The sequence below is a fragment of the Bythopirellula goksoeyrii genome, from assembly GCF_008065115.1.
In the GTDB taxonomy this organism is placed as follows: Bacteria; Planctomycetota; Planctomycetia; order Pirellulales; family Lacipirellulaceae; genus Bythopirellula; species Bythopirellula goksoeyrii.
This window is the reverse complement of record NZ_CP042913.1, coordinates 3757105-3778593: the sequence shown is the minus strand read 5'-3', so window position 1 is coordinate 3778593 and position 21489 is coordinate 3757105. Positions and strand designations below refer to the sequence as shown.

Sequence of the window (21489 nt, the reverse complement as noted above, 5' to 3'; positions counted from 1 at the left end):
TATGTCTACTTACACCTATACCCAATCATCCACATTCACCGTCACACACGCAAAGCATCTAGCTTCGAAGATTGCCGCTGATTTGAACGCCTGCAGCCGTCTTCATGGTCAGCCCGCGATTTCCTCGGTCAAATCTTACAACGAAGAGCTGATTGAGTTGTTGCGGAACGGCTACCTTAGTCGCTACGAATTCGGTTTCAAATGTGACGACAAACGTGTGCTGAGCTGGTCCTACGATATCACGCCTGCTGGGAATATCGAAACGGATGACCGCGCAGGGAAGATGTCTGCATACGTTGATCTAAGTGGTACAACGTTTTTCAACTACGTTTGGTACTCCGGCAAGTATCATGGCATGAACTCCGATCAACAGGCGACTTTCAAAGGGACTCATCCTATCAATCGGACGCCAGGGGATCCACCAGCCGATGGTGTGGGCTATTGGACGGGAACTGAGAAGAATTACTCGGCGGGTGGGACTGAGGTCTCCCGACGGTCATTTAGGAGCTATTGATGAACAACCATTCGACAGACGGAATATTTGATGAAGTGACGGAATTTCCTGATCCAGAGACAAAGCGTCGGCTGGAGAGGCTGGTGGGACTCGACGAGGTTAAAGAACGGCTCGTGAAAGAGGCGATGATGCAACTTCAACCCTCTTCACTGGAAGAGTGGTCTCTTCGACATTTTGACCATTTGCTACCCGCACTGTGTTTCTTTCAACGCCGACCCCCACTGTTTATTTTGGCTGGTGACGTTGGAACAGGAAAGACCGAGTTGGCCGAGACATTCGGTGATGCGGTGTCGCGTAAGGCAGGAATTCCCATTCTCTTACATAGTTTAAGTTTGACGGCCCGAGGTACTGGGGCGGTCGGTGAGATGACCCGATTGATTTCCGCTGCGTTCGCGATGATTAAGTCTCAAGCAGCTTGTCTTACGGACAGGCAAGCTGCGACGACAGGGCACATCCTTTTAATTGACGAAGCAGATGCGCTGGCACAATCCCGCGAATCAGCGCAGATGCACCATGAGGACCGTGCGGGAGTGAACGCTCTGATTCGGGGGATTGACGATCTGGCTGAAGGCCGAAGACCCGTTCTGGTGGTGATGTGTACCAATAGACTTCGTGCCTTAGATCCTGCTGTCATGCGGCGGGCGGCAGCCACGTTTGAATTTAGCCGTCCCAATGCGGAGCAACGACGCGTGGTGCTACGAAATGCATTCCCCGAATATGTTTGCTCCGAGTCGGAACTTACGCGAATTGTTGAATTGACAGGGAACAGGGACGTTGGTGCAGGTTTTAGTTTCTCTGATATCACACAACGACTTGTGCCTTCGGTGGTCTTAGCTGCCTATCCAAATCAAGGCATCAATGCGGAGCTGATTGCTAGCGTCGCATTGACAATCAAACCCACACCGACTTTCACAGAGGTCTAAATGTCTGAAGTGAATAGAGTTGATTTGTCAGGCCTTTTTAAGAGTCGTCAGAAAGCAACGCTGGCAGCTCAGGAGTTGAATCGAGAATATGCTGTTCACCAAGGGACCAAAGGTGAGGCAACCGAGACATCTTGGATCAGCCTTCTTCGTGAGTACCTCCCGAATCGGTATGCCATTGAACGAGCGATGGTCGTCGACAGCAACGGCGAAGCAAGCGAACAGATCGATGTTGTAGTTTTTGATCGTCAATACACTCCGTTTGTGATCAACTATGAAGGTCTTGTGTACGTTCCTGCTGAAAGCGTGTACGCAGTCTTCGAGGTTAAGCAGGATATTTCGAAAGAACACATAGAATACGCGTCGAAGAAGTTTCAGTCCGTCAGAAGGCTGAAACGCACTTCGGCGTTGATAACCGATCAAACAGGGAGGACCACCAGGAAAGAACTCTTCGAGATCCTCACGGGGATATTGACGCTTTCTTCCTCTTGGAATCCTGGGCTGGGGGATTCGTTTGAACGAGCAATCCACCAGAGCTGGACAGAGCAGCATGGACAAATTCATCTTGGATGCGTCTTGTCTGAAGGTGGCTTTCGTGTAATCAACGACAATAGCAGATTAAAGATTGAAACGAGCGATCCTGAAGCAAGCCTGATGTACTTCTTGATGTCACTTTTCAAAATGCTACAGCCGCTCGGGACGGTCCCGGCTGTTGAGATGGACAAGTACCTGAAGTGGATTGAGTAACTTGGATTCACTGGATAGTTCTAGCATGAGGAACTTTGATCAGGCAGATCGGCATGATCCGTACTAGTGCAGCGGATATGGCGATAATTTTAAGCAACGGAGACTTTGAACTGGAGATAGTCTGGCAAAGACTTTTTCGATATCTCACCTGTCGGCCGTTTGCCGAACCTAGCAACGGACTAGGAAGCCATCACATCGAAAGTGAACTTGAGCATTCCTTGAGGCCCCCTTCTTTGAGAATGTGCGCCAATCAATATTCTGCAGAGCATGCTAGCAGTTTTCGTGAAAGAAAAAATCCTCATCCTCCCTTCGCTACGTCAAGTGTGTAACTTGATATGTTGCCACAAGTGTGCTTGCCAGTTCTAGGATTAGAAAGAATTGATTCTTCCAATTGCAATCAAGATCTGCCGATGACTAATTTAGAGAAGTTTTCACACGGCCCTTTTCTGGAATCCCCGCATGCGCTCGCACGCAAAACTAGTCATTATGAGTTCAGGTGTCCTGCTAGCATTCTTGCCTTTAGCAGTCTCTCAAGAATTGATTGCTCCACGACCTGCTCCAGTGCCTTCGCCTACTGGAATGCAGTACATGGCGCCTCCACGCATTCCCGCTACGCCGAATGAAATCGCTTTTTCCGAGGCCTTCGCGTCACAAGGGCCAGTCGCCAATTACGGGCTGGAAGAACTTCTTGCGTTGGCAGCGAAGAATAACCCGACGCTCCGGCAGGCGGAGGCGCATATTTCTGCGGAACTGGGAAAAGCACTCCAAGCAGGGCTCTATCCGAATCCTGTCCTCTCCTATGAGGCCGAGCAAATCGGCGTCGATGGCCCGAATGGCACAAGCACTCCGGGTGAATTTCAGGGGGGCGTCATCGAGCAAAGATTTGTCACTGGAGGCAAACTGCGACTTAGCCGCGAAAAGTACCTACGGCGAGCACGCGTTTCAGAAAATCTCGCGATGGCCCAACAGTTCCGCGTATGCAATGACGTTCGCATTCACTTCTATAAGACATTAGCAGCTGGGGAAATACTCTCAATCCGTCGTGAGATGGCAAAAACGGCCGAAGACTCTGCTGTCACTGCACAAGAATCTTACAACATGGGGCAATCGAATCGACCGCAGGTTCGGCGAGCCAATGTAGCCTTACAACGTGCGCGACTCGATGTCTTAGCAGTTGAGAATGCCTACAACGAAGCCTTCCGTACATTGAGTACTCTCGTAGGCATCCCGTTGTGCGTGGGAACTGTTGAGGGGGTGCTGGAGACTCGATGTCCTGTGATCTCTTTTGAAGAAGCATATGGTCGGCTGCTTGCCGAGAGTCCCGAATTGGCAGCGGCACGGGCCAAGCTGTCAGTAGATCAGGTAACGGTGGCCCGAGAGAATGTTCAGTGGGTTCCTGACCTCGTTGTGCGTGGTGGGGCGGGATACAATTTTGAGGCCGAGCAGACGACTGCGGTGGCAGGTGTCGTCTTGGAGGTTCCTCTCTACGATCGAAATCAAGGAACGGTCCGGCAGGCCCAAGCAGACTATGCTCGTCAGCGTCAAGAAATTGAACGAGTAGAACTCGAACTTCGAAATCGTTTGGCAATGATCTATCAGCAATATCTCACTGGGATGCAACATGCTCGTGAATATGAGCAGGTGATTCTTCCAGAATTGAAGGCGGCTTACCGTGAATTGCTTGAGAGCTACAAGGAAAGGCGGGTCGATTGGCCCGACGTTTTGATGGCCCAACATGACTATTTTGACGCCCGGCTTACTCAGGTAGATAATTTACTTCACGCCCGCACGCAAGAGGTTTTGGTGTATGGCTACTTGTTGCACGATGGATTGATGGCCGCACCCGGCATTTCGCCACAGGGACACATCGAATCGGTGCCTAAGCCTCGTTAAAACTTAAATGTCTTATCGCCCATTCGCTTGTGAGTGAGAATTACCATGAGTAAAAAACCGTCTAATGCGAATCAGAGTGAACGACGCCGATTCTTGAAAACTTCCGCCATGGCTGCTGGTGGTGCCTTCTACGGCGGGCTAGTGGGAACAAGTACTGCCGCACAAGAACATGCACGCAAAATGCTTGATATGCAGCACGGGAATCAGCTTCCGGCTCCATTGGGAGATCCCGCTGCGGGAAGGCCCGTTGGTGTTCAAGCAGAGTATGATGGTTACTCTCGATTCAAACCGACACGTGGCGATGATCCAGACTCCGATTTTTACCTCGGCAAATTGATGCCCGGTTTTCGGAGTGCTGATGCCGGGAACGCTCCCTTCTATGCACCTGACCTAGACAAATTACCTTGGAAGATGGTGGGTGGAGTCAAGGAGTTTCACTTGGTTCCGATGGCAGTGGAACGCGAAGTATTGCCTGGGTATAAATTAAATGTTTATGGGTACAACGATTCGATGCCTGGTCCGACAATTGAAGTCACCCAAGGGGATCGTATTCGCATCATTGTCACGAACGAATTGCCCGAGGAGACTTCAGTCCATTGGCACGGCTTCGAGTTACCCGTTCAGTATGACGGTGCCAGCGAACTGACCCAAAATCTCATCAAACCAGGAAAAAGCTTTGTGTATGAGTTTGACGTGCATGAGAATGGCACGTTTTTTTATCACTCGCACATTCCCATGCAGGAAGCATTTGGCAGTGTCGGGTTTATGATCGTTCATCCCAAGAAGGTCTATGCCCCCCCGGTGGACCGCGACCTTGGGCTGATCTTTCAGAACTTTTATGTCGAGCCATCGCAATCCATTGCTGACTCATGGAGGATGGACTGGAACTGGCAAACGATTAATGGACGCAGCGGCCCGTACACGACGCCGCTCGTTGTCAAGCATGGTGAGCGCGTCCGAATTCGCATTATGAATTTTTCTCCAATGCAGCATCATCCGGTTCATATTCATGGCCACACATTTTGGATTACAGGGCACGAAGGAGCGCGGATCCCTAAGAGTGCTTGGGTACCAAGAAACACTGAGTTAATTGGCATCGCACAGGCCACCGACTTTGAGTTCATAGCCAACAACCCGGGAGACTGGATGTTTCATTGTCACATGGTGCATCACATGATGAACCATATGACTCGTCAAGTCGGGCCACGTGTGCGCCCCGACCAAACGGTTGAGGCCTATTTGGCGGATCTTGACCGATCTCCGGGTGTGAATCTCAAAAATTCAGACCCAGGATTCAAGACGCCCGGCTATCCGCAAGAAATGAAGGGTATGGTCATGCAGCCCGAATTCATGAAGGCGATTTGGAATCGCCGTGAAGTGCAAGGAATGCGAGCGACGTGGCCGATGTCGGTCATGGGACTGATGACGGTACTTCGTGTGCTGCCAGATGATCTGTACCGGATTGTGATGGAAAGCGACGACCGAGTGGAAAAAGGGGCGGTCTTTGCAGAAATCGTGCGGCGATTTGGCTCGCCCGCGGATTATGAGGCGGCGATGAAGATGCATGGAATGTCGTGAGTCAATTGGTTTTTTGACTTAGCCATTGTCTAGATGCTGTCTATTTGCCGCCAGACTACGAAGCATGGTGCTGCGATTGGTGAGAGTCTGACTTATCTGAATCTTCATCTGCTTTCCACGAAAGAAACCATCTTTCTCCAGCAAAGATGACGACCATCCCACCCAGCGCGACCCAAATGACTAGCATGTCACTCGTTGCTTTGATCCAAAGAAACGCACCAAGGATCGCTGTGTCCAGTACGATAGCCGTGATGGGTATGCAGCGGTTGGCGTCCACCTCCTTGCGAACGTGACGTAGTACACCCCAATGCATAGCCATATCCATTATGATGTAAAAGATTGCTCCAAGGGAAGCAATGCGGGACAAATCAAACAGAATCGTTAATGTGATGGCGAACACGACCGTATAGACAAGCGTATGCTTCTGAATGTCACCGGGCATCCCAAAGTGTTTGTGCGGCACGAGTTTCATTTCGCTCAGCATCGCCAGCATCCGGGAGACGGCAAACGTACTGGCGATCAATCCCGAGATCGTCGCCACAATCGCCAGTCCAACGGTGAAGTAGATTCCCCATTGCCCAAATGCGGGTCGCGCCGCCTCGGCCAATGCATAGTCGCGATGTTTGATGATTTCCGATACCGAGAGATTTCCAGCGACGGCCAATCCCACTAGCAAATAAACGACCACACAAACCGACAGCGAAATGATGATCGAGCGACCAATGTTCTTCTTCGGCTCTTTGATTTCTGACCCGCTGTTGGTGATAGTCGTGAAGCCTTTGTAAGCAAGGAGCGCCAAGGCAGTCGCTGACAAAAAGCTACCTGCTGATGTTCGTTCGGTCACTCCAAGGGTGTCAAATGTCAGACCAGAAACCCACAGACCAGCGGCTGCAAAGATGACAATACCGGCTATCTTGATCACCGCCGTGACAGTCGAAAAGGTACCGATGAACTTGTTGCCGAGTATGTTCACAATGAAGGCGGCCACGAGCAAACCGACTCCTAACGCAGGTACAAGCAATTGATTGTCCTTCGCATCGAACAACTGCAAGGTGTATGTCCCGAAGGTCCGTGCAACTAGGCTCTCGTTGATGACCATGGAGAAGTACATCAGCAGGGCCATTCCGGCCGTGACAACTCCTTTGCCATAGGCTTTCATCAGGAACATGGCAATACCGCCCGCCGACGGATATTGCTCAGCCATTTTGACATAACTATAGGCACTTAAGCCTGCCACGACCGCTGCGGCCAGAAAGGCCAGCGGAAATAGACCACCTGCCTGCTCGGCAACTTGTCCAGTGAGTGCGAAAATCCCGGCACCAATCATTACCCCAGTGCCCATCGCCACGGAACCAGTCAATGAAAGACTGTTTTCTTCGTATTGTTCCGATGATTGCGTGTCACTCATATACCTGCTTCCTTCCCCCGAACAATGGTGTACTCGTATCTTTACAGATACTAGGATTGCGTCAATTATGTCCCAAGCTGAGGGATCCATCGTTGGGCAAAGGTGGCTCACAGCTCCAGCCTGCCCTCGGTACTATGATGGCTCTTTAACGACCAGCATGGCCTACCGCCGACCAGCCCACGGAGGGAATTCATTTGGCGCGAATCGAAGGGCCGTACAGTAAAGTGTTCAATGCAAAACTGCAAGTATTCTTCAGAAGAATTAAAACATAATTTGATTATTTGCAATTTATTTGTGAAGAAACAAATCGCCTACGGCATCCAACCCTATGTGACCTGCTGACAGCCATGGTTGTCATAAGAAAAGCAGGAGGGCCACCCCTTTAGCAATACAAATGGAGGTGAACGAATTGGCGAATGGCGAAATTATATGACAATGAATCGAGAGTGTCATATTATTTAACCAATCGTCGGAATTACAAATCCTACTTTTTGAAAAGTATTGAGATTACAAATGGAAGCTGTTTTTTCAACCAATATGAAATGTGAAAGTTGCTTGAGCAAAGTTGCTGCCGTACTTGATGGCGCACCTGGAGTGCAGAAGTGGAATGCAGATTTAAGCGATTCCCGAAAACTACTTCGGGTTCAATTGGATGAATCAGCGGATACCCAACAAGTAATTGATGCGGTGGACAGAGCGGGTTTTTCCGCGAAGATCTTAGATGAATCGAAAGAGGTAGAAATTCCAGACAAACCGGCATTTACGATTTCTAGTTACAAGCCGCTGTTGTTGGTACTGGTCTATGTCGTCGGTGCGACCGTATTGACTGAGTCCCTCCATGCAAGTTTTGCTTGGCAGCGGGCGATGAGTTACTTTATGGGCTTCTTTTTCCTTGGTTTTGCGTTTTTCAAGTTACTGAATATCGAAGGATTCGCCGATGCATTTGCGACTTACGACATCATCGCCAGACATTCGCGACTCTACAGTCTGATATACCCTTGGATCGAGGTGACTTTAGGATTGCTATTCGTCACCTCAACTTACTTATTCGCTGCCAATCTGGCCACCGCGATAATCATGGCTGTTGGTCTTATAGGTGTAATCTCTGCTGTCCGACAAAAACGAGCTATTCAGTGTGCTTGCCTAGGAACCGTCTTCAACTTGCCGATGTCTGTGGTCACCATCGTGGAGAACAGCGTTATGGTGGCGATGGCGGGACTGATGCTGGTGGTCATGTTACGGGGGAATAGCTGAGAACGAGATAAAGAGTTCATTGCTTCGGCATTTTGAAATCACCAAGTGGCATAAAATGTGCGTGAGTTTTTTTCGATTTAGGTATGTTTTCTAACCCCGTTCAATGAGGAGAATTGTGATGGCTACAACGAGTTCATCAAAAGACTGCATCCAAGCCTGTGCCGAGTGCGCTGCTACTTGTTTGGAATGCTTGGTCGAAATGCTCAACAAGGATTCCAATAACGACTGTCCAAAATGTTGCTTGGAATGTGCAGCTATCTGCCGATTGTGCGCAGATGCTATGGCCATGAATGGCAAATACTCGCAGCAAATCTGCAGACTTTGTGCCGAGGTGTGTAACTGGTGTGCCGAGCAGTGTGAGGTCCACGATCATGATCACTGCAAAAAGTGCGCAGAAAGTTGCCGCCGGTGTGCGAAAGCATGCCAATCAGTGGCTGCTTAGCCCAAATGATCGGCTATTGACCAGGCCATTCCTACAATAGGCACGGGGGATATCTGTCGGTAAGCTATAAATTGGTAGCGCCCACTACCCTTTCCGGCAGGAGTCCTCATATGCTTTCAAAGATAGAAAAATCAAGACTCTCCAACCGACTGCGTCGGGTTGCTGGGCAAGTGTCAGCAATAGAGAGGATGATCGACGAGGATGCCTACTGCGTCGACATCCTCACGCAAATAGCGGCCGCAAGCGGTGCACTCGATAAAGTCGGTCAAATCATTCTGGAAGACCATGTTAAGACATGCCTGGGGGATGTAGTACGAACCGATACTTCGAAAAAGCACAAGCAAGAGATCGACGAGTTAATCAAGATATTTCAAAAGTACACTCGTATAGTCGATTAAGTAGCGTGGTATCAGCAGAGCAATCAAACCAACATCTTTCTTGAGTCGATTCTCGGCTCATGAAGCTATTCACTATTGGTGAACCGAGTCTCCTATGGCCACTTGCAGCGATCGATCTCCTCCTCAAGGGTTCTGGTTTGTGGAGTTCCTGTTTTTGACCGGTCAAAAACTGCTATCCTGTAGGTGAGGCAGAATGGGATCGCGCTATCCATTTTTTGGGGTCTGTGACAGTCTAAGACAAGTTTCACAGGGGCTTTTTCTGACCCGGGGGTAAGGTCACTTATCTTGACAGCATAGTCCGGGATGCCATCATTACAGAGAGCTAGCAAGGTTTGCCCTTGACCTCTCCTCGGGTTTTGTGGACCTTTCACAGCTTAAGTTTGCAAGGATAAAGGAGTTAGGGGCTACGAGGCCTGCTATTTCGCTAGTTTGTTCTTCAGATTGGTCTCCGTGCCTGTCGAAGAAATGAGTGAGGAAGGTTTTGTCCGTCGATGAGGGCGGCAACTATTAGGATTGTTCAACGTGTGCATTACTCAACACATCGCCGCTCGCATCCTTATCTGGCTAGCAGCCATAGCAATTCCCATGCAGGGTGTGCCGACGGTTGCTTGCGAGTGTTCGAAGGTGTCACACAGTCCTACGAAGATTGAATCTTCAGAGGGTTGTTGCTGTACTGACTCTCAAGCAGAATCGGGTCGTTGTCCTTGTACTGGGGCTAAGGTCTGCCATTGTGGTGAAGACAGTTCCTGCAAACAGCAGAGTCGCACTTGTTGCAGTGTAAGCCCGGAACGTCATAGCTGTTGTTCAGGTGGCACTTGCCCCTGCTGTGCGGATGGGAATTGTTCGTGCGGCGCTAATTGCCAGTGCGGCAAGAATAACGCCCCAACTGAACCAGTCTGTCCTCCTGTCGAGAATAACTCACCAGAGAGGATCATTGCGGATGCTACTGTACTAGCTTCTCTCGCAACGATTTACCAGCCTTGTCCGACACATCAATCTCTAAGTGTGACTGTCGGATCAGAATCACTAACTTCTCTTGATCGCTGCATCACCCTCTGTCGGTTCACAATCTGAACCGAATTCTTCAGCACCACTGCGCGCCGTTCCTTTCGTGCTAGCTGCGCGCATTTCTAGCTGATTACGAGTTTCGCATTGTGAAAAACAAGCGGGACCTAGTTATGTGGTCTGTAATATCTCCTTGGCGTTGTTTAGCTGGATATTGAGCGCCCAACTTAATTTTCAACAAGTACTGTTCGTAGGACGGTATGGCTAAGGGATAAACCATTTTCGTGACTCGAAAGGAATCGAGGTGATCAAATGTGCAATAGCAAGTATCGTTGGTTATTTGTGGTAGTAATCTTGGGGTCGCTCACGGCTGGTTGCCAGACGGCAAGCCGATTTGTTCCAGGTAGGCGTCGGGCATCGACAGTAGCAACTTCTGCGTCAGTACCGGCAACAACTCCCCCGTTGTCGGTTGCCGCGAATTCCGTCACGCAAGCTGTGGAAAATTCTAATGCAAAAATTGCATCGACTGATCCACTTCATGGTTATTACTCCAAGGACGATCCCGCTGAGTATTTGACGGCCTCTACCAATGATAAGGCGAGCCGGAGCAGCTATGAACCTGCAACTAGAACCAGCGGATCGACATCACGTTCATCGGGCTGTAGCTCAGGATGTTGTCACTAACAAGACAAACTAAGTCACACCATCAACACACCCAACGCATACGAGAAAGTTGTATAGCGAGGTATTTATGTCCGAAGCAAATAATGAACTTCCAACAATTCCAGAAGAACATACGCCTCAAACAGTCCCGAATGCTGTCGAGGCGCAAGCAACTGGATTACAATCTGAGTCCCAGTACTCATGGATCAAACTATTGGTCCAGCCACTGCTCTTGTTGGGCGCTGGCGCAATATTGATCATTGGTCTCGGCGTAGCTCAAAAGTTGGGCTGGGTATCTTCTGGTGGGGGTGGAGCGACACACGTCGCAGCGACTGAAGCCTCGAATACTCGCTATATCTGTCCGATGATGTGTACTCCTCCGCAGGCCGAGCCAGGGCGCTGCCCAGTCTGTGCGATGGAGTTGGTGCCGGCTGCTTCGGGGAATGGACCAAGCGACTCACGATCCGTGCAGCTTGACCCGGTAGCCCGCAGGATAGCAAACATTCGCACGGCTGCCACCAAAAGGATGTCACTGGAAAGAACGATTCGCGCTATCGGTGAACTGAGCTATGACGAGGGTTCGCTCAAGACACTCTCCGCTTACGTCGACGGACGGCTAGAAAAACTCTACGCCGATTACACCGGAGTCGTTGTCGAGAAAGGTGACCACCTCGCATTGGTTTACTCACCTAAGCTCTTCTCCGCCCAGGTGGAGTACCTGCTGTCGAAGAAAGCCCACGGAAATAGCCAATCATCGTCGCTGCAGCGTGTAGTGGAGAGTAGCTCTAATCTCTACAAGAGTGCTAAACAGCGACTAATCGAGCTGGGCATGACTGAGCCTCAGATTGCACAATTAGAGGAGCAAGGAGAAGCGAATAGTCGTATGCACCTTTGTGCTCCGATCAGTGGGACAGTGATCGAGAAACTTGCCGTGGAGGGACAATACGTGAAAGAGGGCCAAGTGATATATCAACTGGCCGACCTTTCGACAGTGTGGTTGATGCTGGAGCTATTTCCAGAGGATGCAGCAACAATTCACTACGGTCAGAAGGTGGAAGCCGAGGTGCAATCGTTACCAGGCAAGACTATTTCTGGTCGAGTCGCCTTCATCGACCCGACTGTGGATCCGATGAAAAGAACGGTGGGCGTCCGTGTTGCGGTACCGAATCCCAATGGCTTATTGCGTGTCGGCGATTACGCGAAGGCCACAATCCGTGCGCCCTTGGCAGTTGCCGAGCGAGATTCGTGGCAAATCTATGATCCGGAACTGGCGGGACAATGGATAAGTCCGCGTCATCCCCAGATCGTGCGCTCATCACCGGGACAATGTCCGGTCTGCGGAATAGACCTAGTGCCTGCTGCTGACTTCGGATTTACCGACAAGCCCGTTGCCATGGATCAATGCCTAGTGATTCCAAGAAGCGCTGTTTTGATGAACGGCGGTCATAGTGTCGTCTATGTAGAAACCGAACCCGGAAGATTCGAGATTCGTCACGTAACCGTCGGCATGGTGAACGCGGATCAAGTGGGAGTCCTCGATGGACTGGAAGAGGGAGATCTAGTTGCCACCTCAGGGAACTTTCTGATTGACTCGCAAATGCAATTGGCGGGCAACCCGTCTTTGATTGATCCAACGAAGGGAATGCACGGAGTCGTGGATACCGAGTCCGCTGAGATCGAGTCCGCACTAGCTATGCTAAGTGCTGCTGACCGAAAACTTGCCGAGGAACAAAGCGTTTGCCCTGTAACCATGTACCCCCTGGGGTCGATGGGAGTTCCGCCCAAAGTTGAAGTTGAGGGTCGGACAGTTTTCCTCTGTTGTGAAGGGTGCCGCGAAGTTCTCATGGAAGAATCAACCAAGTATCTAGCCATGCTATCGAAAGGAGTGGTGTCAAACTCCAGTGGAGAAGGAGAAAGCGATCTGCCGGAAATTGGTGCGATGGAAATTATCATCTCTGAACCATCTTCGGAATCGTCTGTCGAGAAAACCGAACTGGAGGTTGTACGATGATAAAGAGTTTGCTCGATTTTTGTATTCGTGAGCGATTGGTCGTTCTCTTGGCATGCGTTGGCATCGTGGCTTACGGATGGTACTCCACCAAAAAGGTTCCCATCGACGCCATTCCCAACGTAAGCGAAAACCAAGTCATCGTGTTGTCGGAATGGATGGGACGTTCGCCGAAAGATGTCGAAGACCAAGTTACTTATCCACTCTCCGTGGCCCTGCAAGCAGTGCCCGGTGCCAAAAGTGTGCGTGGCAAGAGTATGTTTGGCTTCAGCTTCGTACAAGTGACGTTTGACGACAGTGTCGATTTCTATTGGGCTCGTTCTCGGGTCGCGGAGCAATTGTCGACGATCACTGGCAAAATGCCCGAAGGGGTGACCCCGCAACTTGGTCCTGACGCAACGGCACTAGGCCAGATTTACTATTACGTACTTCAGCCACCCGCAGGCATGGATTTGGCAGAGCTGCGCTCCAGACAGGACTTTTTCATCAAATATGCCTTGCAATCGGTCGACGGAGTAGCAGAAGTTGCCTCGATTGGCGGCTACGTCCGGCAATACCAGGTAGAAGTGGATCCCGACGCACTCCGTTATCACAAGATCCCGCTCAGCCAGGTGCTTGAGGCCGTAAAAGCATCGAATATCGATGTCGGCGCCAAGACGGTCGAATCGAGTGGAATGGAATTTATCGTCCGGGGAAAGGGCTTTATCGGTTCGGGCAAGACCGAGGCCGAGGCGATCGAGCAGATCGAGAAAACGGTAGTGATGACACGTGAGGGCGTGCCAATCCGGGTCCGCGATATTGCCCAGGTGCAAACGGGTCCTGCGTTTCGCCGTGGAGCACTCGATTTCAATGGCGAAGAGGTGGTTGGCGGTGTCGTGGTGATGCGTTTTGGTGAGAATCCCCGGGAGGTCATTGAACGGGTTAAGGAAAAGATCGCCTCGCTAGAGCCTGAGTTGGACGGCATCAAGATCAAGGCAGTCTACGACCGTACGATGCTAATTCAGGAAACGGTCGCCACACTGTCTAATGCATTAGTGCATGAAACGTTGATCACGATTGCCGTGATGGTACTGTTCTTATTGCACGTGCGCGCTAGTATCGTCATCTCCGTCACTCTGCCTATGGCCGTCTTGATGGCGTTCATCGCGATGAAGTTCTTTGGCATAGACGCCAACATTATGTCGCTCGCTGGCATTGCCATTGCCATCGGCACGATGGTCGATATGGGAATTATCGTCTTGGAAAACATCTATGGTCACTTGGCCGATTGGCAGGCAGCGGGCTCGCCGGGAGGTGAGCGCAGACGCGTGACAATTATTCGGGATGGTGCCGCTGAAGTCGTTCCCGCCGTGATTACCGCAGTGAGCACGACCATCGTGAGTTTTCTTCCGGTGTTTTTTCTTACTGGTCGTGACCACCGCTTGTTTTCACCCTTGGCCTGGACGAAATCATTTGCACTCATTTCAAGCTTGATCGTGGCGGTGGTAGTCGTACCAATGCTCTGCCGCATTTTTTTGAAAACCTCAAAGTCCTCTCGGTGGTCAAGTCTAGGGGCGGCATTGGGAGGCGCAGCCCTGAGTGGCGGTCTCTGCCATTTCGTCTGGGGTGACCATCTCTCCGCATGGACGACTTTGAGTCTAGCGTGGGCAACGGCCATAGCTGCTCTATTCGGAGCCTTAGCAGGATGGTGGATGAGCAGTGAGAAAATCCGACACATGGAGGAGAACCCGGTCAGCCGCTTTGTCTTATGGCTTTACGCAGGCAGATTGCGTTTGGCATTGCGTCGCAAAGCCTTGATGATGTCGTTTCCCATACTGATCTTCATACTTGGGCTGGGAGCCTGGATTGGGCTGCCAACCGTACTGCGTCCTTTCGAGAAGGTGTGTGCCATGCTGGGGGCAGACCTCAACGAAGTCCCTGGCTACGTCACTGCCAAACACACGTTTACAGGACTAAAATCGGACGATTGGATCGCGCTGGACGAAGGAAGCTGGTTCTACATGCCAAGCCTCTATCCTGCGGCAAGTTTTTCTCAGGCGATGGAAGTTCTGCAAACTCAGGATGTGCTCATTAAAGCAATTCCTGAAGTAGAGAATGTGATGGGCAAGATTGGCCGTGTTGATTCGGCACTCGACCCGGCCCCGGCGGCGATGGTTGAAACCTATGTGATGCTCAAGCCTCGGGACCAGTGGCGGGAAGGGATGACTGAGCGAAAGATTTGGGATGAAATCAATGCCGTGGCAACACTGCCCGGTGTGACTCCCGCTTCACCACTCCAGCCTATCGAAGGACGTGTGGTGATGCTGCAAAGTGGTATTAAGGCGTCCATGGCAGTGCGGATCTATGGGGATAACCTCAAAGGTTTGGGTGAAGCAGCCTTAGCAGTTGCTAACCAACTCAAGGAGAACTATTTGGTTAACGCTGGCACCGTCAACCCTGATGTCGTCATGGGGAAACCCTATTACGAATTCGAGATCGACCGCGAAGAGGCGGCTCGTTACGGCATGTCAACCATGATGGTTAATCAGATTGTCTCAGCAGGTCTCGGGGGGGTGGATGTCACCAAGACGGTGCAAGGTCGGGAACGCTACCCAATTCAAGTTCGTTATGAACGCAACCTGCGAGAGCAGCTCGATGAATTGCGTAAGGCTCCAGTCGTCACTCATACCGGTGATGTTGTGCCCCTAGAGCGACTAGCGACTGTGACGACTACTTGGGGACCTGGAATGATTAACAGTGAGGATTCACGACTAGTTGCACATGTGATGTTTTCCCCTTCGGGTGCCAAGGGTGATTTGGAGACTGTAGAGGGTGTCATGGAATCCTTGAGAGATGCTCGTGAAAGTGGCGGACTGACATTTCCAAAAGGCAACTTTGAAATGCAAGCGGTTGGCTCATTCCAAAATCAGATCGAGGCTAACCAACGATTAATGTGGATTGTGCCCACAGTGATTCTCATCAATTTGTTATTACACTACCTTCATTTCCGAAACTTTCCCATCTCTTTGATCGTTTTCTCAGGTATTCCCTTTGCTGCTGCCGGAGGCATGATCGCGGCGGCCATTATGGGTGTCGAGATGAATACAGCCATGTGGGTTGGCTTTATCGCGTTGTTTGGTTTGGCAGCCGACGACGGAATTGTGATGGCAACCTACATGCGTGATACACTCAAACGTCGCACCATTCGCAATGTAGACGACATTCGACTTGCCATCTACGAAGCCGGACTTAAGCGGATTCGACCGTGTATGATGACCACGATTACCACGATCATGGCCTTAGTGCCGGTGTTGCTGTCGACTGGACGAGGGGCGGACGTGGCGAGGGCAATGGCTTTGCCGGTCTTCGGAGGCATGCTCGTCGAACCATTTACCACCTTCATTGTACCAACTCTGTACTGTGCTTACGTGGAGTTCAAGATGCGCGCTGGTATGGGGGACGAATATTGGAACGAAGAGGAAGAGGGAGAAATTCCACTGACGGCTTCGTCAGCCGCATAAGGGTTTTGAAAGATGTTTTTTTGTCCTGATGGAAGACGCCGCTAAGGTGCTGTGTTTCTTTAAGGGATTTAGTTGTGTAGAAGGAGAAATGAAATGAAGAAACTTACTTTGATGACTGTGTTTGTTGTTGCGGCCGGTATAAACCACACTACCTGGGGGCAAGAAAGTGCTCAGCCTTCTACGGAGTTTTCTCAGCATGACCAATTGCGAATCGCCGTTCAGGAGATCTGCCCTGTATCGGGAGAGAAGCTGGGTTCAATGGGGAGTCCCGTCAAGGTTGCCATCGGGGAGGCACAGGAGGAAGTCTTTCTTTGTTGTGCGGGCTGTGCGAAAGGCAAGATCGACCCGCAACACTGGGCTGCGATTCATGCCAACATTGCCAAAGCCCAAGGGAAATGTCCAATTATGAAGAAAAACTTGCCCGCCACGGGTGCCAAGTGGACGGTGGCCCAGGGAGAAATTATTTACGTTTGCTGTCCTCCGTGCATTAAGAAAATCAATGCGAATCCGGAGGCTGCTGTTGCACAAGTAGACGCGTACTATACCGCCTATCTGCAGACACAGAATCGCCGTTAGAAGAAATCTGTGGAGATGAAATCCTTTGCGCCGGGCGTCCAAGATTCGATGAGGAATCAAGGGCGTCCGGACTTTACTACCTACTTGTGAATATTTTGCCTAATCCGTACAGGCGGACTCCAAACTGCATCGTATGAGTTGTCAGGCTTGTACTAAGTGTGACGGCAAATCTCGTAAATGCCGATGTTAATCTCGTATCAATGTAAGTTGGCAAGGCTCACACCGTGCCCAAAGAGGGGGGCCAAGGATGGCCGATCGTCGAACAATACTGCTATTTGTTGTCGCGTGTCTCGCCACGTGCGGGTGTCGCTCTACGCGTCAGATGCGTGATCGTGAGTATGCACAGGTCATTCAATCTGTTCAGCAGGCGAACTATTCCCCTGTACCTGCAGCTATGGCGGTCGCTCCTATCGCGCCCGACTTGGAAGGACCACAAGAAGTCGATTGGCTTATACAAATTGCCCTCGACCAGAATCCAGAAGTGCAAGCGGCTCGAAAGCGGATCGACGCGGCGGCCCATCAGGTCCCCGTGGCAGCGAGCCTGCCAGACCCTATGCTGGGGGTCACTTCGTTCCCTGCGCCTGTGCAAACTGCGGCCGGAAACCAGGAACTCTCGCTCTCCCTCAGCCAGAAGTTGCCTTTCTATAAGAAGTTGCAGACTGCTTCCAGCGCTGCCGAATCTCACACGAACGTGGCTCGTGCCCAACTGGCAGCCGTCGAATTGGCAACAATCCAGAAGGTGCGCAATGCGTACTATGAACTGTATTTTATCCAGCAAGCTATCGACGTAACCAAAATCGAGCAGCAAGAATTGGCAAGAATCCGTGATGCTGCGAACGCTCGCTACAAGGCTACGCTCACCAGCCAACAGGATGTACTTCGTGCTGAAGTGGAGCTTTCTAATACGGACAATGAATTGATCCGATTTCGGCAACAGCTCGCCAGTGCCCAAGCGAGACTTGCCCGTGTACTGCATGTCTCGCCACAAACGAAACTACGTGCTGTTGACAAACTTTCGCCCGAACAGGCACCAGACGATTTGGCTCGCCTCGAAGAACGGGCTGTCACCGCTCGACCAGAACTACATGCCCAATTGGCCGCACTTTCGCGTGATCGCCAAAAAGCGCAATTGGCCCGACTCGATTACGTTCCGGACCTTACTTTGGGAGCGACCTGGATTGATGTATCCAATTCTGGAATCAGTCCCATCAGGAACGGAGATGATGCAGTGCTGATCACAGCGGGAATCAATGTTCCTCTTTACCGTAAGCGAATTGATTCCTCTGTGAAATCGATTGAAGCCCAAGCTGTTGCGACAGCACGTGAATACGACGCACTAAAAGATGGGACACTAGAACAAGTGGCCGACCTGTTTGCCCAAGCACAGAGCCAACAAGACATGCTAATGCTATTGCGAGAAGACATATTGCCCAAATCAAGACAAACGTATGAGGTTTCCAGTAGTGCGTACTCCGTAGGTCAAGTGGATTTTCTGCAATTGATTGACAACTTCCGAGAGTTGTTACGATTTGAACTTAGCTATTTTCGACTCGAAGCATCGTTACGCCAGACGCTCGCCGAACTGGAACGGGTTATTGGTGGTCAACTTCCTGCGACCATGGAGAATATTGCCGTTCCCGATCTACCAGCACCCAACCTAGAGCAAAAGCAAGTTCCAGAGGAAATTGATCCCTCCTTGGAAACAATCCGCCTGCCACCGCCATAACAAACACGACAAGTCAAATAACTAACTCCTGTATTAAGAAACAACTCCCGGGGGGCCGGACAGTGAAATTCGTCAATTTACTTGCAGCCTTGGTATTACTAGCCATTTTAATGAACTTAGGCTGCGCACCCGCATATCATTATTACCCTGGCTGCCACGTGCCATGTAGGTATTGTGCGCCTTGTCCGCTGCCCTACCGCCACTACGATGGCTGTAAATGTCACTCGTGTGCTGCATCGAAGTACCTCGTGAATACGGCACACATTGTTTCTCAAGAAGTGATTCAATCAAACGACGATACAACAACAGATTGAAGCCAATGGTGAGACTCTCGCCGACTATTCAATGAAAAAGAAGCCATTCGTTTCGTACCCATTTGGCACATTCTGTATTGGCGACTCGTGCTGTCCCATCCCACGAATCATCGACAAAATCGTGTCCTAAAGGCTTTGCAGCTTTGGAACCGATATGGGTTAGTTTTCGTCAAAACTTAACACTTTTCGTGCAAAGGTGACTAAAGTGGAGTTTATTGTAGCAAGTCGCGAATCATCCCAGCTACAATAGAAGCATTCAGCATGCGAAGTGAAGCCTACTCGTATGGCTTTATTTTTATGCATCTCCCGTTTTGAACGTAAGACCAACGAACGAATATGAGGAGTATTGATAGGGAATTACGTTGGTTGATGTTGATTGTATTTGTCGGCGGATTGATCCGTCTGTCACTTGTCGATAGTCAATCGTTGACAGGAGATGAACTTTTCGAATTGAGGACTTCAGAGGGTTCTTTTCACCAAATTGTATTCTCTGAAAGTCGATTCCCGCCAGTTTCAGGTTAAGTATCTTATCGGTTTTGCCCGTCCTACTCGTGGGAGGCTTGAGTTCGGTGGCCAGTTTTGGATTTAATGTCAGACACATTGCTTGGTCGGCTGTACCCCTTTATGTTTTAGTAGCAATCGCGATACGGGCTATCGATAATTGAAGGCTCCAATTGGCAACTTTCTTCCTGGTAGGATTGTGTTTTTCGACTTCAATCCTTCAGCGGAATTATTTGGACAAGTATCGAAATGAAGATCTCGAAGCGGTGGCCAAGTATTTGGAAACGAGCAGCAATAAGCAGCAACCTATCCTTGTTGAGTCAGGGTATTTGTCACCCGTGGTGCAGTCCTACTTAGACACAAGTTGGGATATCGTGCCATTTCCATCGATTATCGAAGGAAAAGCTAATCGCCACCTAAGTAAGAGAGGCTGTTCTTCTCATGGTGACTGCCGCAGCCATCATGCATCTGAGGATTTGAAGAGTCAGAAGTTCCCATGCTTGTTTGATCCTCCATTTGATGCTATTGTCCGACTCTCATGACATCTCGACCAGTACGACCGTCACATCATCTTGTTGAGATGCTATGCCACGGAAATCCCTCACTGCTTCGTCGATCCGTTGAATCGTCTGTTCGATTGTGAGTTTTCGACTTTCATTGAACAATTGAGCAATTCTTGCACGACCGAACATTTCTCCTTGTGAATTAAACGTCTCGCTCAATCCATCGGTAACGAGTAACAAACGAGTACCTGTTGATGCTAAGAAATCTACTTCTTCCCAGGTGGCATATTCATCGATTCCAACTAGTAGTCCCGTCGATGTCAATTCTTGCAGAACTCCTTCGGATGATGCCAGCCACGCAGGTTCGTGTCCAGCACTTGCATATTGAAATTGCCCCACACTCGGCTCAACTCGAATAAGAGTCATCGAGACAAAGTCTTCCATAAGACTGACTGCTACAAATCGTCGATTAACGACGTCGAGCAATGTGGCGGGTGATACCTGTGTTTCCACAGCTTGCAACAAGACGGTCTTGAGCATTGCCGCACTCATTGCGGCTGGAATTCCGTGTCCTGTAACATCAGCCACGCAGATTAGCCATGACCCATCGTGCAGCGAGAGAATATCGTAAAAGTCACCTCCGATATCCTCGGCAGGCTCAAACAGCTGTGCGATGCGCAAGCTTACACTGGAAATGTTCTTCGGCAAAAGGTTTTGTTGAATCTCTCTCGCTTTTGCCATTTGCATTTTACGGTTTCGGTCGGCTGAGGCTAGCGATTGACTCATAGTGTTTATCTCAGTTGCAAGGTAGTCCATTTCGGCATTATTGAAAGAATCAAACTTCACATCGAACAAGCCTCTACCAATCTGCTGAACTGTTGCTACAAGTTTCTGGACAGGATGTGTTACGGCCCGCAATAGTAGTATGTTGACAAGCAGGGCCACACTGACAAAAGCAATGAGTATCCCACTCAGCCGTCTTATTGCTGCTTGGCGGACCCGGTGCTTGACATTTGAGAGCCTCTCAGCAACGTAAACAATGAATTTGTTCGACTTGGCGGTGCCCACAACGAACTCCTGATTGCTGATCGATGCTCTACCGGTGGATGAATCGCCCGCACGATGAAGGGCGGCCAGCATTTCCGGCGATTCGCGTCCGTGCGAAGTCGCCTGAAGAGTTTCAGATGGAGTCTGAACAGCAATATGATGCCCGGGTGACTTCTCGGTTTGCATTTGTTCGCATACGCTGTCGATGTATTGTTGTACGTCATGCGTGCCGCCTTTACTTAGTCGGGTAATGGCCGGAAGCAAAGTTTTAGCTTCTTCCTCCAGTGCTAGGTGCATATCTATAACTCGTTCGCCCATCATGCGGTTGTAATCGTACACGAGAAAAACCGTGACCAGCACCACGAGAGGTAGGTTGACGGCGAAAAGTAATTGAGTGCGAATCGACCTACTAAACACCTTTGATTGCGAAGACTTGTAAGAGTCAGTTTGGCTTGCGAAAGCATTGCTCTTCAACATCAGTCAAAAACCTTT

The 21489-nt window shown here is 50.3% G+C and carries 15 protein-coding genes; 12 read left to right on the top strand and 3 right to left on the bottom strand.

Annotated features, from left to right (window positions below; genetic code table 11):
* The first annotated feature begins 1 nt into the window (after nt 1).
* The 5 genes from Pr1d_RS14985 (at nt 2) to Pr1d_RS14965 (ending at nt 5652) form a co-directional block, all read left to right on the top strand.
* Nucleotides 2-514, top strand: coding sequence for an HORMA-1 domain-containing protein (locus tag Pr1d_RS14985; RefSeq protein WP_148074279.1), 513 nt, complete (start codon nt 2-4; stop codon nt 512-514).
* Entirely contained in the window at nt 514-1437 is a 924-nt protein-coding gene (locus tag Pr1d_RS14980; RefSeq protein ID WP_148074278.1) for an AAA family ATPase, read from the top strand. The genes Pr1d_RS14985 and Pr1d_RS14980 overlap by 1 nt, the downstream gene beginning before the upstream one ends.
* On the top strand, nt 1438-2181 hold the full coding sequence (locus tag Pr1d_RS14975; RefSeq protein ID WP_148074277.1) for a DUF6602 domain-containing protein: 744 nt from the start codon (nt 1438-1440) through the stop codon (nt 2179-2181).
* A gap of 588 nt (nt 2182-2769) precedes the next feature.
* Nucleotides 2770-4074 carry a TolC family protein gene (locus Pr1d_RS14970; RefSeq protein WP_238476512.1) on the top strand — a complete coding sequence of 435 codons (1305 nt, stop codon included), beginning with the start codon at nt 2770-2772 and terminating at the stop codon, nt 4072-4074.
* 45 nt (nt 4075-4119) lie between these two features.
* Nucleotides 4120-5652 carry a copper oxidase gene (locus Pr1d_RS14965; protein ID WP_210417724.1) on the top strand — a complete coding sequence of 511 codons (1533 nt, stop codon included), beginning with the start codon at nt 4120-4122 and terminating at the stop codon, nt 5650-5652.
* 55 nt (nt 5653-5707) lie between these two features.
* Here the strand turns inward: Pr1d_RS14965 and Pr1d_RS14960 are convergent, their stop codons facing one another.
* The gene (locus tag Pr1d_RS14960) at nt 5708-7060 is read right to left on the bottom strand and encodes an APC family permease (protein ID WP_148074276.1); all 1353 of its coding nucleotides are present in this window, start codon (nt 7058-7060) and stop codon (nt 5708-5710) included.
* 513 nt (nt 7061-7573) lie between these two features.
* Here Pr1d_RS14960 and Pr1d_RS14955 point away from each other — a divergent pair.
* The 3 genes from Pr1d_RS14955 to Pr1d_RS14945 all read left to right on the top strand — a co-directional run bounded on the left by Pr1d_RS14955 (nt 7574) and on the right by Pr1d_RS14945 (nt 9154).
* Entirely contained in the window at nt 7574-8314 is a 741-nt protein-coding gene (locus tag Pr1d_RS14955; RefSeq protein ID WP_148074275.1) for a heavy-metal-associated domain-containing protein, read from the top strand.
* A 103-nt stretch (nt 8315-8417) separates the two neighbouring features.
* Nucleotides 8418-8756: a four-helix bundle copper-binding protein gene (locus tag Pr1d_RS26705; protein WP_390622023.1), complete on the top strand. Its 339-nt coding sequence runs from the start codon at nt 8418-8420 to the stop codon at nt 8754-8756.
* Nucleotides 8757-8866: 110 nt separating this feature from the next.
* Nucleotides 8867-9154 (top strand): metal-sensitive transcriptional regulator, encoded by a 288-nt coding sequence (locus Pr1d_RS14945; protein WP_148074273.1) that lies wholly within the window; start codon nt 8867-8869, stop codon nt 9152-9154.
* A 1313-nt stretch (nt 9155-10467) separates the two neighbouring features.
* Here Pr1d_RS14945 and Pr1d_RS14940 read toward each other — a convergent pair.
* Nucleotides 10468-10647, bottom strand: a complete 180-nt coding sequence (locus Pr1d_RS14940) for a hypothetical protein (protein ID WP_148074272.1) — start codon at nt 10645-10647, stop codon at nt 10468-10470.
* Nucleotides 10648-10910: 263 nt separating this feature from the next.
* Between Pr1d_RS14940 and Pr1d_RS14935 the strand changes: the two genes are divergently transcribed.
* The 4 genes from Pr1d_RS14935 to Pr1d_RS14920 all read left to right on the top strand — a co-directional run bounded on the left by Pr1d_RS14935 (nt 10911) and on the right by Pr1d_RS14920 (nt 18632).
* Complete coding sequence (locus tag Pr1d_RS14935; RefSeq protein ID WP_148074271.1) at nt 10911-12833, top strand: efflux RND transporter periplasmic adaptor subunit; 1923 nt, start codon at nt 10911-10913, stop codon at nt 12831-12833.
* The gene (locus Pr1d_RS14930) at nt 12830-16330 is read left to right on the top strand and encodes an efflux RND transporter permease subunit (protein ID WP_148074270.1); all 3501 of its coding nucleotides are present in this window, start codon (nt 12830-12832) and stop codon (nt 16328-16330) included. The genes Pr1d_RS14935 and Pr1d_RS14930 overlap by 4 nt, the downstream gene beginning before the upstream one ends.
* A 93-nt stretch (nt 16331-16423) precedes the next feature.
* The gene (locus Pr1d_RS14925; protein ID WP_148074269.1) at nt 16424-16906 is read left to right on the top strand and encodes a hypothetical protein; all 483 of its coding nucleotides are present in this window, start codon (nt 16424-16426) and stop codon (nt 16904-16906) included.
* Between the two features lie 247 nt (nt 16907-17153).
* A complete protein-coding gene (locus Pr1d_RS14920; RefSeq protein ID WP_148074268.1) occupies nt 17154-18632 on the top strand; it encodes a TolC family protein in 1479 nt (492 codons plus the stop codon).
* 1351 nt (nt 18633-19983) lie between these two features.
* On the opposite strand, the gene Pr1d_RS14915 is transcribed toward Pr1d_RS14920, so the two are convergent.
* On the bottom strand, nt 19984-21414 hold the full coding sequence (locus tag Pr1d_RS14915; protein ID WP_210417723.1) for a PP2C family protein-serine/threonine phosphatase: 1431 nt from the start codon (nt 21412-21414) through the stop codon (nt 19984-19986).
* Between the last annotated feature and the right edge of the window lie 75 nt (nt 21415-21489).

Excerpts from the sequence above, each read along its gene's own strand:
- Pr1d_RS14945 (WP_148074273.1), top strand. The coding sequence starts at position 8,867 with ATGCTTTCAAAGATAGAAAAATCAAGACTCTCCAACCGACTGCGTCGG.
- Pr1d_RS26705 (WP_390622023.1), top strand. The coding sequence starts at position 8,418 with ATGAGGAGAATTGTGATGGCTACAACGAGTTCATCAAAAGACTGCATC.
- Pr1d_RS14960 (WP_148074276.1), bottom strand. The coding sequence starts at position 7,060 with ATGAGTGACACGCAATCATCGGAACAATACGAAGAAAACAGTCTTTCA.
- Pr1d_RS14935 (WP_148074271.1), top strand. The coding sequence starts at position 10,911 with ATGTCCGAAGCAAATAATGAACTTCCAACAATTCCAGAAGAACATACG.
- Pr1d_RS14985 (WP_148074279.1), top strand. The coding sequence starts at position 2 with ATGTCTACTTACACCTATACCCAATCATCCACATTCACCGTCACACAC.
- Pr1d_RS14925 (WP_148074269.1), top strand. The coding sequence starts at position 16,424 with ATGAAGAAACTTACTTTGATGACTGTGTTTGTTGTTGCGGCCGGTATA.
- Pr1d_RS14970 (WP_238476512.1), top strand. The coding sequence starts at position 2,770 with ATGGCGCCTCCACGCATTCCCGCTACGCCGAATGAAATCGCTTTTTCC.
- Pr1d_RS14980 (WP_148074278.1), top strand. The coding sequence starts at position 514 with ATGAACAACCATTCGACAGACGGAATATTTGATGAAGTGACGGAATTT.
- Pr1d_RS14955 (WP_148074275.1), top strand. The coding sequence starts at position 7,574 with ATGGAAGCTGTTTTTTCAACCAATATGAAATGTGAAAGTTGCTTGAGC.
- Pr1d_RS14965 (WP_210417724.1), top strand. The coding sequence starts at position 4,120 with ATGAGTAAAAAACCGTCTAATGCGAATCAGAGTGAACGACGCCGATTC.
- Pr1d_RS14975 (WP_148074277.1), top strand. The coding sequence starts at position 1,438 with ATGTCTGAAGTGAATAGAGTTGATTTGTCAGGCCTTTTTAAGAGTCGT.
- Pr1d_RS14930 (WP_148074270.1), top strand. The coding sequence starts at position 12,830 with ATGATAAAGAGTTTGCTCGATTTTTGTATTCGTGAGCGATTGGTCGTT.
- Pr1d_RS14920 (WP_148074268.1), top strand. The coding sequence starts at position 17,154 with ATGGCCGATCGTCGAACAATACTGCTATTTGTTGTCGCGTGTCTCGCC.